General features: G+C 73.3%; 14 protein-coding genes and 1 riboswitch. Of the genes, 10 read left to right on the top strand and 4 right to left on the bottom strand.

The window, feature by feature from the left end; genetic code table 11:
* Window positions 1-15: 15 nt before the first annotated feature.
* From ACH4ZX_RS29040 to ACH4ZX_RS29030, 3 genes are all read left to right on the top strand, one after another.
* The gene (locus tag ACH4ZX_RS29040) at window positions 16-1,431 is read left to right on the top strand and encodes a PLP-dependent aminotransferase family protein (RefSeq protein WP_398278901.1); all 1,416 of its coding nucleotides are present in this window, start codon (window positions 16-18) and stop codon (window positions 1,429-1,431) included.
* Window positions 1,432-1,517: 86 nt separating this feature from the next.
* Window positions 1,518-1,865, top strand: a complete 348-nt coding sequence (locus tag ACH4ZX_RS29035) for a hypothetical protein (protein WP_398278898.1) — start codon at window positions 1,518-1,520, stop codon at window positions 1,863-1,865.
* A gap of 6 nt (window positions 1,866-1,871) precedes the next feature.
* Complete coding sequence (locus tag ACH4ZX_RS29030; protein ID WP_398278895.1) at window positions 1,872-3,056, top strand: glutathionylspermidine synthase family protein; 1,185 nt, start codon at window positions 1,872-1,874, stop codon at window positions 3,054-3,056.
* 19 nt (window positions 3,057-3,075) lie between these two features.
* On the opposite strand, the gene rocD is transcribed toward ACH4ZX_RS29030, so the two are convergent.
* Window positions 3,076-4,281, bottom strand: a complete 1,206-nt coding sequence (rocD, locus tag ACH4ZX_RS29025; RefSeq protein ID WP_398278892.1) for an ornithine--oxo-acid transaminase — start codon at window positions 4,279-4,281, stop codon at window positions 3,076-3,078.
* A gap of 90 nt (window positions 4,282-4,371) precedes the next feature.
* A riboswitch (ZMP/ZTP riboswitch) is annotated at window positions 4,372-4,483 on the top strand.
* Window positions 4,484-4,514: 31 nt separating this feature from the next.
* On the opposite strand from rocD, the gene ACH4ZX_RS29020 reads away from it, so the two are divergent.
* The 3 genes from ACH4ZX_RS29020 to ACH4ZX_RS29010 all read left to right on the top strand — a co-directional run bounded on the left by ACH4ZX_RS29020 (window position 4,515) and on the right by ACH4ZX_RS29010 (window position 7,894).
* Window positions 4,515-5,969 carry a glycine hydroxymethyltransferase gene (locus ACH4ZX_RS29020; protein ID WP_398278889.1) on the top strand — a complete coding sequence of 485 codons (1,455 nt, stop codon included), beginning with the start codon at window positions 4,515-4,517 and terminating at the stop codon, window positions 5,967-5,969.
* 195 nt (window positions 5,970-6,164) lie between these two features.
* Complete coding sequence (gene trpS, locus ACH4ZX_RS29015) at window positions 6,165-7,175, top strand: tryptophan--tRNA ligase (RefSeq protein ID WP_398278886.1); 1,011 nt, start codon at window positions 6,165-6,167, stop codon at window positions 7,173-7,175.
* A gap of 140 nt (window positions 7,176-7,315) precedes the next feature.
* Complete coding sequence (locus tag ACH4ZX_RS29010) at window positions 7,316-7,894, top strand: 2'-5' RNA ligase family protein (RefSeq protein ID WP_360751089.1); 579 nt, start codon at window positions 7,316-7,318, stop codon at window positions 7,892-7,894.
* A gap of 24 nt (window positions 7,895-7,918) precedes the next feature.
* On the opposite strand, the gene ACH4ZX_RS29005 is transcribed toward ACH4ZX_RS29010, so the two are convergent.
* Window positions 7,919-8,674 carry a decaprenylphospho-beta-D-erythro-pentofuranosid-2-ulose 2-reductase gene (locus tag ACH4ZX_RS29005; RefSeq protein WP_398278883.1) on the bottom strand — a complete coding sequence of 252 codons (756 nt, stop codon included), beginning with the start codon at window positions 8,672-8,674 and terminating at the stop codon, window positions 7,919-7,921.
* Between the two features lie 11 nt (window positions 8,675-8,685).
* Window positions 8,686-10,035, bottom strand: a complete 1,350-nt coding sequence (locus ACH4ZX_RS29000; protein ID WP_398278880.1) for an FAD-binding protein — start codon at window positions 10,033-10,035, stop codon at window positions 8,686-8,688.
* Window positions 10,036-10,285: 250 nt separating this feature from the next.
* Here ACH4ZX_RS29000 and ACH4ZX_RS28995 point away from each other — a divergent pair, with 250 nt between their 5' ends.
* Genes ACH4ZX_RS28995 through ACH4ZX_RS28980 form a run of 4 tightly spaced genes read left to right on the top strand, consistent with a single transcriptional unit; the run spans window position 10,286 to window position 13,119 of the window.
* A complete protein-coding gene (locus ACH4ZX_RS28995) occupies window positions 10,286-10,777 on the top strand; it encodes a phosphatase PAP2 family protein (protein WP_398279064.1) in 492 nt (163 codons plus the stop codon).
* Entirely contained in the window at window positions 10,770-11,750 is a 981-nt protein-coding gene (locus ACH4ZX_RS28990; RefSeq protein ID WP_398278877.1) for a decaprenyl-phosphate phosphoribosyltransferase, read from the top strand. The genes ACH4ZX_RS28995 and ACH4ZX_RS28990 overlap by 8 nt, the downstream gene beginning before the upstream one ends.
* Window positions 11,747-12,214 carry a GtrA family protein gene (locus ACH4ZX_RS28985; protein ID WP_398278874.1) on the top strand — a complete coding sequence of 156 codons (468 nt, stop codon included), beginning with the start codon at window positions 11,747-11,749 and terminating at the stop codon, window positions 12,212-12,214. Before ACH4ZX_RS28990 ends, ACH4ZX_RS28985 begins: the two co-directional genes overlap by 4 nt.
* Entirely contained in the window at window positions 12,202-13,119 is a 918-nt protein-coding gene (locus tag ACH4ZX_RS28980; RefSeq protein ID WP_398278871.1) for a YihY/virulence factor BrkB family protein, read from the top strand. Before ACH4ZX_RS28985 ends, ACH4ZX_RS28980 begins: the two co-directional genes overlap by 13 nt.
* Here the strand turns inward: ACH4ZX_RS28980 and ACH4ZX_RS28975 are convergent.
* Complete coding sequence (locus ACH4ZX_RS28975) at window positions 13,067-14,344, bottom strand: D-alanyl-D-alanine carboxypeptidase family protein (protein ID WP_398278868.1); 1,278 nt, start codon at window positions 14,342-14,344, stop codon at window positions 13,067-13,069. The genes ACH4ZX_RS28980 and ACH4ZX_RS28975 overlap by 53 nt on opposite strands.
* Between the last annotated feature and the right edge of the window lie 80 nt (window positions 14,345-14,424).

Genomic DNA, 14,424 nt, shown 5'->3' with positions numbered 1-14,424 from the left:
GTATGGTCCACTTCCATGGCGAAACCTTGGGCCACTCTGGGTGTCGACCTGCATCTGGAGCCGGCCGGCCCGCACCCGCGCAAGGGCCTCACCGACGCCCTGCGCGAGGCCGTCCGCACCGGGCGGCTGGCCCCCGGCACCCGCCTGCCGTCCTCCCGCGCGCTCGCCGCCGACCTGGGCATCGCCCGCAACACGGTCGCCGGCGCGTACGCCGACCTGGTGGCCGAGGGCTGGCTGACCGCCCGGCAGGGCTCGGGCACGCGGGTCGCCCCCGGGGTGCCGCCCACGCCCTCGCGGCGGCGGGAGAGCGGGCGGCCCGGCCCGGCGCCGCGCCCGCACACCGGTGACCGCGACCGCCCCGCCTTCGACCTGCGCGCCGGCAGCCCCGACCTGTCCGCGTTCCCGCGCGCGGAGTGGCTCAGGTCCGCCCGCCGGGTGCTCAACGCGGTCCCGTACCACGCCCTCGGCTACGGCGACCCGCGCGGCCGCGCCGAACTGCGCACCGCGCTCGCCGGCTACCTCGCCCGGGCGCGCGGCGTGCGCACCGACCCCGACCGGGTCCTGGTGTGCTCCGGGTTCGTGCACGCCCTGCGCATCCTCGGCCCGGTGCTGCGGGCGCGCGGGGCGCGGACGGTCGCCGTGGAGTCGTACGGCCTGCCGCCGAGCTGGAGCGTGCTCGAGGCGGCAGGACTGCGCACCGCTCCGCTGCCGTTCGACGAACTGGGCACCGATCCGACGGTGTTGACGGACGCCGCCGCCGTCCTGCTCACCCCCGCCCACCAGTTCCCGATGGGCGTGCCCCTGCACCGGGACCGGCGGGCCGCCGTCCTGGACTGGGCGCGGCGCACCGGCGGCCTGGTCCTGGAGGACGACTACGACGGCGAGTTCCGCTACGACCGCCAGCCCGTCGGCGCCCTCCAGGGACTGGACCCCGACCGCGTCGTCTACCTCGGCACCGCCAGCAAGTCCCTCGCCCCCGGCCTGCGGCTGGCCTGGATGGTGCTGCCGCCCGGCCTCGCCGAGGAGGCGGCGTCGGCGAAGGGCGGCACCGACACCTGCGGCGTGCTGGACCAGCTCACCCTGGCGGACTTCATCACCTCCGGCGCTTACGACCGCCACGTCCGCTCCGCCCGGCTGCGCTACCGGCGCCGCCGGGACGCCCTGGTCGCGGCCCTCGCCGCCCGCGCACCCGACGTGCGGGTCACCGGCATTGCGGCCGGCCTGCACGCCGTCCTGCGCCTCCCGCCCGGCACCGAGCGGCCGGTGGTGCAGGCCGCCGCCTGGCAGGGCCTCGCCCTGCAGGGCCTGTCCCGCTTCCGTCACGCCGACGCGGTCGCGGCGCCCCTGGACGCGCTCGTCGTGGGCTACGGCACACCGCCGGAGCACGGGTGGACCGGGACGCTGGAGGCGCTGTGCCGGGTGCTGCCGTAGACAGGCCACGGCCCCGCCCTCGCGCTCCGTCCGGCCGGTCTCTAGGCTGTGCGCCGGACATCAGGGCAACACCAGGGGGACGCATCATGGCGGACACACGAAGACAACTGCGTTCGGGCACGGTCGTGCTCGGCGGCATGGGACTGCTCGCCGCGGCCCTCACCGCCTGCTCCTCCGACCCCGACAAGCGCTGCGTCGACCGCGACAGCTACACCCTCGCCAAGGGCTACAAGGTCGTCGCCGACAAGAACTGCAAGTCCGCCAAGTCCCCGGCCAACGGCGTCTGGTACTACGGCGGGAAGAAGAAGGGCGGCTGGGTCGAAGGCGGCTCCTTCACCAAGCCGGCCAAGGGCGGCGGCAGTTCGAGCGGCGGCAGCCACGGCGGCGTCGACCGCGGCGGCTTCGGCAGCGGCAAGGGCAGCTCGGGCGGCTGAACACCCGTGGAAAGACACCCGATCACCCCGCGCCCCGACTGGCAGCGCACGGTCGAGGAGCAGGGGCTCGTCTACCCGCTGACCCGCCACCCCGACGGCTCCCTGCGCCCCTACTGGGACGAGAGCGCCTACTACTCCTTCACCCTCCCCGAGGTGGAGGCCCTGGAGGAGACCGTCGAGGAACTGCACCGCATGTGCCTCGCCGCGGCCGGCCACATCGTCACCGCCGGACGCTTCGCCGACCTCGGCATCACCGACCCGCGGATCGCGCGGGCGGTCGCCGAGTCCTGGCACCGCCGTGCCGAACTCCCCTCCGTCTACGCCCGGTTCGACCTGCGCTACGACGGCACCGGCCCCGCCAAGCTGCTGGAGTACAACGCCGACACCCCCACCTCACTGGTGGAGGCGGCCTCACCCCAGTGGTTCTGGATGCGGGACCGCTTCCCCGGCGCCGACCAGTGGAACTCGCTGCACGAACGCCTCGTCGCCGCCTGGCGCAAGCAGGCGCCCCTGCTGCCGCCCGGCAGCCCGCTGCACTTCGCGCACTCCTCGGCCGACGAACTCGGCGAGGACCTGATGACGGTCGCCTACCTGAAGGAGACCGCCGAGCAGGCCGGCCTCGACACCGACTGGATCTCCATGGAGGAGATCGGCTTCGACTCCCTGACCGGCCGCTTCGTCGACAACCGGCTCCGCTTCATCCGCAGCTGCTTCAAGCTCTACCCGTGGGAGTGGCTCACCACCGACCGCTTCGGCGGCCACGTCCTGGACACCCTCGACAACGGCGGCGGCACCGGCTCCACCCTGTGGATCGAGCCCGCCTGGAAGATGCTGCTGAGCAACAAGGCACTGCTGGCGATCCTGTGGGAGCTGTACCCGGGCCACCCCAACCTGCTGGCCGCCCACCTCGACGGCCCGCGCGAGCTGGCCCGCACCACGGGCTGGGCCGCCAAGCCGCTGCTGGGCCGCGAGGGAGACGGCATCACGCTGCACGAACCCGGCGCCGACCCGGAGATCCGCGAGGAGCCCTGCTGCTACCAGGAGCTGGCGCCGCTGCCGTCCTTCGACGGCAACCGCGTGGTGCTGGGCGCGTGGGTCGTCGAGGACGAGGCGGCGGGCCTCGGCATCCGCGAGTCCTCCGGACCGGTCACGGACGAGTACGCCCGCTTCCTGCCGCACGTCATCCTCTGATCCCACCCCCAGTACCTGACTACAGCCCCAGCACCTCCCGGAGCCGGCCGAGCGCCCAGTCCAGGTCCTGCTCGGCGATCACCAGCGGCGGCGCGATCCGGATCGTCGCGCCGTGCGTGTCCTTCACCAGCACGCCCCGCTCCAGGAGCCGCTCGGACACCTCGCGGCCGGTCCCGCAGGCCGGGGCGACGTCGACGCCCGCCCACAGTCCGCGCCCCCGCACCGCCGTCACCCGGCCCGTGCCCTTCAGCGTGCCCAGCTCCCGCAGCAGACGTCCGCCCAGCTCCGCCGCCCGCGCCTGGAACTCGCCGGTGCGCAGCATCGCGATCACCTCCAGCGCCACCGCGCACGCCAGCGGGTTCCCGCCGAACGTCGACCCGTGCTCCCCGGGCCGGAACACCCCGAGCACCGCGGCCGACGACACCACCGCCGACACCGGCACCACCCCGCCGCCGAGCGCCTTGCCGAGCACGTACACATCCGGTACGACGCCCTCGTGCTCGCACGCGAAGGTCCGTCCCGTGCGCCCCAGCCCCGACTGGATCTCGTCGGCGACGAACAGCACGTTCCGCTCCCGGGTCAGCTCCCGCACCCCCGGCAGGTAACCGGCCGGCGGCACGATCACCCCCGCCTCGCCCTGCACGGGCTCCAGCAGCACGGCCACCGTGTTCTCCGTCACCGCGGCCCGCATCGCCGTCAGGTCCCCGAACGGCACGATCTCGAAGCCCGGTGTGTACGGCCCGTAGTCCGCCCGCGCCTCCGGGTCGGTGGAGAAGCTGATCAGCGTCGTCGTACGGCCGTGGAAGTTGTTCCCCACGACCACGATCTTCGCCATCTCCGCGGGCACGCCCTTGACCCGGTAGCCCCACTTGCGGGCCGTCTTCACCGCGGTCTCCACCGCCTCCGCCCCGGTGTTCATCGGCAGCACCATCTCCATCCCGCACAGCTCGGCGAGCTGCGCGCAGAAGGCCGCGAACCGGTCGTGGTGGAACGCCCGCGACGTCAGCGTCACCCGGTCCAGCTGCGCCTTCGCCGCCCGGACCAGCCGCGGGTGGCGGTGACCGAAGTTGAGCGCGGAGTAACCGGCCAGCAGGTCGAGGTACCGCCGCCCCTCCACGTCCGTCACCCAGGCGCCCTCGGCGGTGGCGACCACCACGGGCAGCGGGTGGTAGTTGTGCGCGCTGTGCGCGTCGGCGGCGGCGATCAGGTCTCGTGCGGTGGTCACGGCGGCTCCCGGAGGACGAGGGATCCTCTTCCATCGTCGCTCGCATGCTGGACGCCGCGCCTGGGCCGTCCGGCCCGCCCGGTAGGCTGGCCGACGGGCCGTGACTGGCGCGCTGGACCCCCGTCGCAGGGTCCGAGGATGGGACCGACCATCGGGAAGCGGCCCGAGCAGAACATGTGTGCCGTGCGCCTGGGCCGTACCGTGAACGCCGAACGCCACGTCCGGAGGTCCTCATGCCCGACAACGCCGCGCCCCTCTCCACCGAGTCCACCGCCTTCCGCGCCGCCCTCGACGTGATCCGCGCCGTGGAGCCGCGGGTGGCCGACGCCATCGGCCAGGAGGTCGCCGACCAGCGCGAGATGCTCAAGCTGATCGCCTCCGAGAACTACGCCTCCCCGGCCACCCTGCTGGCGATGGGCAACTGGTTCAGCGACAAGTACGCCGAGGGCACCGTCGGCCGCCGCTTCTACGCCGGCTGCCGCAACGTCGACACGGTGGAGTCGCTGGCCGCCGAGCACGCCCGCGAACTGTTCGGCGCCCGGCACGCCTACGTCCAGCCGCACTCCGGCATCGACGCCAACCTGGTCGCCTTCTGGGCCGTCCTCGCCGACCGGGTCGAGGTCCCGTTCCTGCAGAAGACCGGCGTCCGCCAGATCAACGACCTCTCCGAGGCCGACTGGGCCGAGCTGCGCCAGGCCTTCGGCAACCAGCGCATGCTCGGCATGTCCCTGGACGCCGGCGGCCACCTCACCCACGGCTTCCGCCCGAACATCTCCGGCAAGATGTTCGACCAGCGCTCCTACGGCACCGACCCGGCGACCGGCCTGATCGACTACGACGCCCTGCGCGCCCAGGCCCGCGAGTTCAAGCCGCTGATCATCGTCGCCGGCTACTCCGCCTACCCGCGCCTGGTGAACTTCCGGATCATGCGCGAGATCGCCGACGAGGTCGGCGCCACGCTCATGGTCGACATGGCCCACTTCGCCGGCCTCGTCGCCGGCAAGGTCCTCACCGGGGACTTCGACCCGGTCCCGCACGCCCAGATCGTCACCACCACCACCCACAAGTCGCTGCGCGGCCCGCGCGGCGGCATGGTCCTGTGCGACGACTCCCTCAAGGACCAGGTCGACCGCGGCTGCCCGATGGTGCTGGGCGGCCCGCTCCCGCACGTCATGGCCGCGAAGGCGGTCGCCCTCGCCGAGGCCCGGCAGCCCGCCTTCCAGGACTACGCCCAGCGCATCGTCGACAACTCCCGCGCCCTCGCCGAGGGCCTGACCCGCCGCGGCGCCACCCTCGTCACCGGCGGCACCGACAACCACCTCAACCTGATCGACGTCGCCACCTCCTACGGCCTCACCGGCCGGCAGGCCGAGGCCGCGCTGCTCGACTCCGGCATCGTCACCAACCGCAACGCCATCCCGGCCGACCCCAACGGCGCCTGGTACACCTCCGGCATCCGCGTCGGCACCCCGGCCCTGACCACGCGCGGCCTGGGCACCGCCGAGATGGACGAGGTCGCCGGCCTCATCGACCGGGTGCTGACCACGACCGAGCCCGGCACCACCAAGTCCGGCGCCCCGTCCAAGGCCGCCCACGTCCTCGACGCGAAGACCGCCGACGAGATCTCCCGCCGCGCCACCGACCTCGTGGCCGGTTTCCCGCTGTACCCGGAGATCGACCTGGGCTGACGCCCGACGGTGTGATCCGCTCGACGGCGGCCCGGCCCTGTGCCGGGCCGCCGTCGTCACACCGTCGGGAAGAAACCGGGTCACACCTGTTTCCGGCCGGTTCCGGATCAGCCCCCGGTACCTGAGAGAATGGTGAGCATGGCTTCTGACCGCCCGCCCGTCGCCCACCACCACCCTCAGGGGAATGGCCCCGCCATGCCGAGCAGTCCGCGAGTGCTCTCCGGAATCCAGCCCACCGCAGGCTCCTTCCACCTCGGCAACTACCTCGGCGCCGTCCGCCAGTGGGTGGACCTGCAGGAGACCCACGACGCGTTCTACATGGTCGTCGACCTGCACGCGATCACGGTTCCGCAGGACCCGGCCGAGCTGCGCGCCAACACGCGCCTGGCCACCGCGCAGCTGCTGGCCGCCGGCCTCGACCCGGACCGCTGCACCCTGTTCGTGCAGAGCCATGTTCCCGAGCACGCCCAGCTCGCCTGGGTCATGAACTGCCTCACCGGCTTCGGCGAGGCCTCCCGCATGACCCAGTTCAAGGACAAGTCCGCCCGGCACGGCGCCGAGCGCGCGTCCGTCGGCCTGTTCACGTACCCGATCCTCCAGGTCGCGGACATCCTGCTGTACCAGGCCCACGAGGTGCCGGTCGGCGAGGACCAGCGCCAGCACATCGAGCTGACCCGCGACCTCGCCGAGCGCTTCAACGGCCGCTTCGGCGAGACCTTCACCATCCCCAAGCCGTACATCCTCAAGGAGACGGCGAAGATCTACGACCTTCAGGACCCGTCGGTCAAGATGAGCAAGTCGGCGTCCACGCCGAAGGGTCTGATCAACCTTCTGGACGAGCCGCGGGCCACCGCCAAGAAGGTCAAGAGCGCCGTCACCGACACCGACACCGTGGTGCGCTACGACACCGAGGACAAGCCCGGCGTCAGCAACCTGCTCACCATCTACTCGACGCTCACCGGGACGGGAATCACCGAACTGGAGCAGAAGTACGAGGGCAAGGGCTACGGTGCGCTCAAGACGGACCTCGCCGAGGTCATGGTCGAGTTCGTGACGCCGTTCCGGGAGCGCACCCAGCAGTACCTGGACGACCCGGAGACGCTGGACTCGATCCTGGCCAAGGGCGCGGACAAGGCGCGCACGGTCGCCGCGGAGACGCTCGCCCGGGCGTACGACCGGGTGGGCTTCCTGCCCGCCAAGCACTGACGCGCACCACCGCGCGGACGCGGCAGACGCCAGAGCGCCGCACATCACTCCGGTTGCGCCTGCCCGCACCCCGGCCGTGGCCGTACAGTCGATAACCGGACGGCTTCAGACACCAACCCGTCACGACGACAGGAGACGACGTGGGGACCGTAACGATCGGTGTGTCGATCGCGGTCCCGGAGCCTCACGGCAGCCTGCTCCAACAGCTGCGCGCGGGCTTCGGCGACGCCGCGGCGCACGGCATCCCCACGCACGTCACGCTGCTGCCGCCGACGGAGGTCGACAGCGCGGCGCTGCCCGCCATAGAGGCGCACCTGACCGAGGTCGCCGCGGCCGGCCGGCCGTTCCCCATGCGGCTGTCCGGCACCGGCACCTTCCGGCCCCTGTCGCCGGTGGTCTACGTGCGGGTCGCCGAGGGCGCCGAGGCGTGCGCCTGGCTGCAGAAGCAGGTCCGTGACGCCTCCGGCCCCGTGGCGCGGGAACTCCAGTTCCCCTACCACCCCCACGTCACCGTCGCGCACGGCATCGACGACGCGTCGATGGACCGCGCCTTCGAGGAACTCGCCGACTACGAGGCCGCCTGGCCCTGCACCGGCTTCGCGCTGTACGAGCAGGGCGCGGACGGCGTGTGGCGCAAGCTGCGCGAGTACGCCTTCAAGGGCGCGGTGGTGCCCCCGCAGGCGGGACACGTGGAGCACGGGCCGCTGCCCACCCGGTAGCCGCGTCCGCCGGGTCCACCGCGTCTACACGGGCAGCCGCCGGAACACCGCCCGCGGCACGTGCCGCAGCGCCGACATCACCACGCGCAGGGTCCCCGGCACCCACACCGTCTCCGAGCGCCGCCTGAGCCCCAGTTCGACGGCCGCGGCGACCGCCTGCGGCGTGGTCGCGAGCGGCGCCTCGGCGAGTCCTGCGGTCATCTTCGACCGCACGAAGCCGGGGCGTACGACCATCACGTGCACGCCGGTGCCGTGCAGCGCGTCGCCCAGGCCCTGCGCGAAGGCGTCCAGGCCCGCCTTGCTGGAGCCGTAGATGAAGTTGGCGCGGCGGGCCCGCTCCCCGGCGACGGAGGACAGCACCACCAGCGAGCCGTGGCCCTGCGCCTGCAGGGCGCGTGCGCTGACCAGGCCCGCCGACACCGCGCCGGTGTAGTTGGTCTGCGCCACGCGCACCGCGGCGGACGGGTCGCGCTCGTCGTGCGCCTGGTCGCCGAGGATCCCGAAGGCGAGCAGCACCATGTCGATGTCGCCCTCGGCGAAGACCTTGCCGAGCACGGTCTCGTGGGAGTCGGGGTCGAGCGCGTCGAAGGCGACGGTGCGCACGTCCGCGCCCAGCGCGCGCAGGCCGTCCGCGGACCGTTCCAGCGCGGGCGACGGGCGTCCGGCCAGCCAGACGGTGCGGGTGCGGCGCGCGATCATGCGGCGCGCGGTGGCGAGCCCGATGTCGGACGTGCCGCCGAGGACCAGCAGGGACTGGGGGATGCCGAAGGCGTCCTTCACGACAGCGACTCCTAGAGGGTGAGACGGCGGGAGAGGTCGGAGGTGAACACCCCGCGCGGGTCCAGCTCCGCGCGCAGTGCCCGGAAGTCGTCGAGGCGCGGATACATCGCGGCGAGCAGTTCGGGACGCAGCCGGGAGTCCTTGGCGAGGTAGACGCGCCCGCCGGCCGCGGCCACCTCCTCGTCCAGCTCGTCGAGGAACCCGCCCAGGCCGGGCAGGTTCGCCGGGACGTCCAGGGCGAGCGTCCAGCCGGGCACCGGGAAGGACAGCCAGCCCGGGTCGGCCTCGCCGAACCGCTTGAGGACGGCCAGGAAGGACGGGCAGCGGCGCTCGGAGATGCGCCGCACGATGGAGCGCAGGGCGTCCTCCCGGCCGTGGCCGACGACGAACTGGTACTGCACGAAGCCGCCGCGGCCGTAGATCCGGTTCCAGTGGGGGACCCCGTCGAGGGGGTGGAAGAAGGTGGAGATCCGCTGCAGTTCGCCGGTGCGCGCGCGGGGCGCCTTGCGGTACCACAGCTCGTTGAACAGGCCCACGGTCGTGCGGCTGAGCAGCCCCTCCGGCAGGAAGGCGGGCGCCGCCGGGAAGCGCGGGGTGCGGAAGGCGAGGGGGGCGCTGCGCGCGCGGGCGGGCAGCGCGTCCAGCGGCGCGTGGTCGCCGCGGGTGAGGACCGCGCGGCCGGTCGCCGCGCCGCGCGCGAGCAGGTCGATCCACGCGACGGAGTAGCGGTAGCGGTGGTCGGTGGCGGTCAGCCGGGCCATCAGGTCGTCGAGGTCCGCCGCGCGCTCGGTGTCGACCGCCATCAGGGACGTCTGCACGGGCAGGAGACGGACGGTCGCGGTCAGGATCACGCCGGTCAGGCCCATGCCGCCGGCGGTCGCGTCGAACAGCGGGGTGCCGCGGCCCACCGTGCGGATCGTGCCGTCGGCGGTGAGGAGTTCGAAGGACAGCACGTGCCGGGCGAAGGAGCCCGACACGTGATGGTTCTTGCCGTGGATGTCCGCGCCGATCGCGCCGCCGACGGTCACGTACCGGGTGCCGGGCGTCACCGGCACGAACCAGCCGAGCGGCAGCAGCACCTCCATCAGGCGGTGCAGGGAGACGCCCGCGTCGCACAGCACGGTCCCGCCGTCGGCGTCGATGGCGTGGATCCGGTCCAGGGCCGTCATGTCGAGGACGGCGCCGCCGGCGTTCTGCGCCGCGTCCCCGTAGGCCCGCCCCAGGCCTCTGGCGATGCCCCCGCGGGCCCCGCACTCCCGGACGGCGGCTGCGGCCTCCTCGTACGTCCGTGGGCGGATCAGACGGGCCGCGGTGGGCGCGGTGCGGCCCCAGCCGGTGACGGGAACGGTCTCGACAGACATGGCGGTGACCGTATCGCCCCCATGTGACCGATTAGTTAAGAAACATGGATTCTCTCCCCGAAATGGGTGATTAATGGGATGTCGCTCAATATTGACGGAGTTCCGGCGGGGTCGGCGTGAACAGTGAGTTCCCATGGACCACCTGGACCACCTGGACCACCTGGACGAGCACGACGACCTCGGCCGCCGCGACGGTTCCGACACACCCCACGCACCCGACGCACCCCACGCACCCCACGCACCCCACGGCATGGACCACCGGATGCTCTCGGCGCTCCGCGCCCGCGGCGGCGACCCGCGCGTGGCCGCCACCGCGCGCGCCCTGTCGTGGGCCGGCGAGCACGGCGCGGTCTGGCTCGCGGCGGGTCTCGCGGGAGCCGCCGTGGACGGCGCGCGGCGCGGCGCCTGGTTGCGCGGCACGGCGCTCACCGCGGGCGCGCACGCCGTCAGCATGGGGGTGAAGAGGGTGGTGCGCCGCCCACGCCCGGCGCACGTCGAACCGCTCGTGCGCACCGCCGGCCGGCACTCCTTCCCCAGCTCGCACGCGAGCTCCGCGGTGGCCGCCGCCGTCGCCTACGGCGCGCTCGGCGCGTACGTGATCCCGCCGCTCGCCGCCGCGGTGTGCCTCTCCCGCCTGGTCGTCGGCGTGCACTACCCCTCGGACGTCGCGGCGGGCGCCCTCCTCGGGGCGCTCACGGCCTGCGTCGGGGCGCGCTGGATGCGGGGAGGCGCTCATGACTGAGACAGCGCCCCTCACGGGCGGCGCGCGCACCCGCGGCCCGGCGCTGCACGGACAGCGCACGCCCCACCGCCGGCCCGAGCCGCCCCCGAAGGGCACCCTCCTCGGCGGACTGCTGAGGACCGCGCGCCCCAAGCAGTGGGTCAAGAACGTCCTGGTCGTCGCCGCTCCCGCCGCCGCGGGCAAGCTGTTCTCGTGGCACGCCGTCACCGAACTCGCGTTCGTCTTCGCCCTGTTCACCGCCTGCGCCGCGGCCGTCTACCTGATCAACGACGCCCGCGACGTGACGGCCGACCGCGCCCACCCCACCAAACGCCGCCGCCCGGTCGCCGCCGGACAGGTCCCGGTGCCCGTCGCCTACGCCGTCGGCGGCGCCCTCGGCGTGCTGGCGCCGGCCGTCGCGGCCCTGCTGGTCTCGCCGGCCGTCGCGGCGCTGCTGACGGCCTACCTCGGCATGCAACTGGCGTACTGCGTCAGCCTCAAGCACGTCCTGGTCGTCGACCTGGTGGTCGTCACGACCGGATTCCTGATGCGGGCGATGGTCGGCGGACTCGCGCTCGGCATCCCGCTCTCCCGCTGGTTCCTCATCACCACCGGCTTCGGCGCGCTGTTCATGGTGTCGGCCAAGCGGTACTCCGAGGCCGTCCAGATGGCCGGGAAGGCGGGCGCCACACGCGCGCTGCTCACCGAGTACACCACCGGCTACCTGCGCTTCGTGTGGCAGCTCGCGGCCGGCGTCGCCGTCCTCGGCTACTGCCTGTGGGCCCTGGAGGAGGGCGGCGTCCCGAACACCAGCGTGCTGCCCTGGCGCCAGCTGTCCATGGTCGCCTTCATCCTCGCGATCCTGCGCTACGCGGTCTTCGCCGACCGCGGCACCGCCGGCGAACCCGAGGAGGTCGTGCTGCGCGACCGCGCGCTCACCCTCATCGGTGTGGTGTGGCTGGCGATGTACGGCCTGGCGGTGGCCAACTGGTGAGCGCACGCCCGTTCCCGCGCGGCCGCCCCGCGACGTCCACGCGCGCGTGGAGACACGAACTCGCCGGGTTCGCCGCCGTGGGCCTCCTCGCCTACGCCGCCGACCTCGCCGTGTTCACCTGCCTGCGCGGCCCCGCGGGACTCGGCCCGATCACCGCCAAGGCGCTGTCCTTCGTCGCGGGCTGCTCGGTGGCGTACGCCGGCAACGCGTTCGGCACCTACCGGGGCCGCGGACCCCGCGGCCCGCGCCCGTGCGCCGTCTTCTTCGCGGTGAACGCCGCCGGCGCCCTGGTCCAGCTGCTCTGCCTCGCCGTCAGCCACTACGGCCTCGGGCTCACCTCGCAGCGGGCGGACACCGTCTCGGGCGCCGGGATCGGCATGGCGCTCGCCACCGTGCTGCGCTTCTGGGGCACCCGGACATTGGTCTTCTCCGCCGAGGGCAGAGTCGGGACATGGACTGGCTGAAGAAGCTCCCCGTCGTCGGGCCGCTCATGGCCCGCCTGACGACCACGCACGCGTGGCGCTCGTACCAGCGCCTGGACCGGGTGAAGTGGACCCGGCTGGCCGCCGCGATGACCTTCACCAGTTTCGTCGCGCTGTTCCCGCTGCTCACCGTGGCCGCCGCCATCGCCGCCGCCACGCTCAGCGAGAGCCGGCAGAAGGAGATCCAGGACAAGCTCGCCGAGCAGGTGCCCGGCATCTCCGACCAGCTCGACATCGAGGGTCTGGTCCGCAACGCCGGCACCGTCGGCCTCATCGCGGGCGCCCTCCTGCTGTTCACCGGCATCGGCTGGGCGGGCGCGACGCGCGACTGCCTGCGGGCGGTGTGGGAGCTGCCGGACGAGGAGGAGAACGCCCTCCTGCGCAAGGCCAAGGACCTGGGCATCCTGCTCGGCCTCGGCGGCGCGATCCTGGTGACGCTCGCCGCCTCCGCCGTCGCCTCCGCGATGGTCGGCTGGATCATCCGGCAGCTCGGCATCCAGGAGGGCGGCTGGGGCGGCGTCCTGCTGTACGCCGCCGCGTTCGCCGTCGCGGTGCTCGCCGACTTCCTGCTCCTGCTGTACGTCCTGACCCTGCTGCCCGGCGTCGAACCGCCGCGCCGCCGCCTGCTGGTGGCCGCACTGATCGGCGCGGTCGGCTTCGAGGTGCTGAAGGCGCTGATGAGCGGCTACCTGCAGGGCGTGGCGGCCAAGAGCATGTACGGCGCCTTCGGCACGCCGGTCGCCCTGCTGCTGTGGATCAACTTCACCTCGAAGCTGGTCCTGTTCGGCGCCGCGTGGACGGCGACGCGGAGCAAGGACACCGATGTCGCCGAGGTCACGGACGCGGACGGCGGCGCACCAGGTCCGGCAGCGGCCAGCGGCGGTTGACCAGGAACGCGGCCCCCGCGAGCAGCACCAGCAGCCCGCCGGTGATCGCCAGGGCCGTCCCCATGCCGCCGGAGCGGCCCCCGGCCGAGGCGCTCACGGCCGGTGTCGCCGGCACCGCGCCGGCCCCGCCCGTCCGGCCGGCCGTGGCGTTGGCGCCCGGCTGCGCGCCGGCCTGCGCGGCGCTCCGCGGCGGCACCAGCTCACCGACCGGCCGTACCTTCCCGACCGCCTTGAAGCCCCAGTCGAACAGCTGGGAGGTCTCCTTGTAGACCTCGTTGTGCTCTTCCTTCTCCGGGTGCATGACGGTGACGAGCAGCACCTTCCCGCCGCGCTCGGCGACGCCGGTGAAGGTGGCGCCGGCGTTCGTGGTGTTGCCGTTCTTGACGCCGGCGATGCCCTGGTAGACGGAGACGTCCGAGTCGCCGGTCAGCAGCCGGTTGGTGTTCTGGATCTCGAAGGACCCGCGGACCTTCTTGCCCTTCTTGTTCTTCGTCGTCTCGCCCGGGAACTGCGCCCGCACGGTCGAGCAGTACTCGCGGAAGTCCTTCTTCTGCAGCCCGGAGCGGGCGAACAGGGTCAGGTCGTAGGCGGAGGAGACCTGCCCCGGCGCGTCGTAGCCGTCCGGCGTCACCACGTGCGTGTCGAGGGCCTGCAACTCCTCGGCGTGCTCGTTCATCTCCTCGACGGTGTTGTCGACGCCGTCGTTCATCGCCGCCAGCACGTGCACGGCGTCGTTGCCGGAGCGCAGGAAGACCCCGAGCCACAGGTCCCGGACGGTGTAGGTCTCGCCCTCCTTTATCCCGACCATGCTGGAACCGGCCCCGACGTCCGCCAGGTCGGTGGGGACCACCTTGTGCTCCATCGTCTTCGGGAACCTCGGCAGCACCGTGTCCGCGAACAGCATCTTCATCGTGCTCGCCGGGGGCAGCCGCCAGTGCGCGTTGTGCGCGGCGAGCACCTCGCCGGACTCGGCGTCCGCGACGATCCACGAGCGCGCGGTCAGCCCCTTGGGCAGCACCGGGGCGTCGTTGCCCAGGTCGGCCTGGGTGCCGGGGCGCCCGAGCCGGGCGCCGCCCATGCTCGACATGCTCGCCGGGGGAGTGGCCGACGGGCTCGTGGAGGGGCTGGGCGCTGCCAGGGCGGCGGGCGCGGTCAGCGCGAGGGACGACAGGACGGCGGAGGCGGCCAGCAGGGAACGCCGGGCGGTCTTCATGGGTGCGGACACGACCGAGAACGTACCGGCCGTCCGCCGTGAAGTCCCACCACCCCGCCCACCCCGCGCACCGGACCGGAACCGGTACGGCG

This window comes from Streptomyces sp. NPDC020490 (assembly GCF_044335305.1).
In the GTDB taxonomy this organism is placed as follows: Bacteria; Actinomycetota; Actinomycetes; order Streptomycetales; family Streptomycetaceae; genus Streptomyces.
This window is presented reverse-complemented; position numbering and strand designations above follow the sequence as displayed.

Bases quoted from the DNA above. Each gene is read 5' to 3' on its own strand.
- ACH4ZX_RS29000 (WP_398278880.1), bottom strand. From the start codon at position 10,035: ATGTCTGTCGAGACCGTTCCCGTCACCGGCTGGGGCCGCACCGCGCCC.
- ACH4ZX_RS29035 (WP_398278898.1), top strand. From the start codon at position 1,518: ATGGCGGACACACGAAGACAACTGCGTTCGGGCACGGTCGTGCTCGGC.
- trpS (WP_398278886.1), top strand. From the start codon at position 6,165: ATGCCGAGCAGTCCGCGAGTGCTCTCCGGAATCCAGCCCACCGCAGGC.
- ACH4ZX_RS28980 (WP_398278871.1), top strand. From the start codon at position 12,202: ATGGACTGGCTGAAGAAGCTCCCCGTCGTCGGGCCGCTCATGGCCCGC.
- ACH4ZX_RS28995 (WP_398279064.1), top strand. From the start codon at position 10,286: ATGGACCACCGGATGCTCTCGGCGCTCCGCGCCCGCGGCGGCGACCCG.
- ACH4ZX_RS29020 (WP_398278889.1), top strand. From the start codon at position 4,515: ATGCCCGACAACGCCGCGCCCCTCTCCACCGAGTCCACCGCCTTCCGC.
- ACH4ZX_RS28990 (WP_398278877.1), top strand. From the start codon at position 10,770: ATGACTGAGACAGCGCCCCTCACGGGCGGCGCGCGCACCCGCGGCCCG.
- ACH4ZX_RS29040 (WP_398278901.1), top strand. From the start codon at position 16: ATGGCGAAACCTTGGGCCACTCTGGGTGTCGACCTGCATCTGGAGCCG.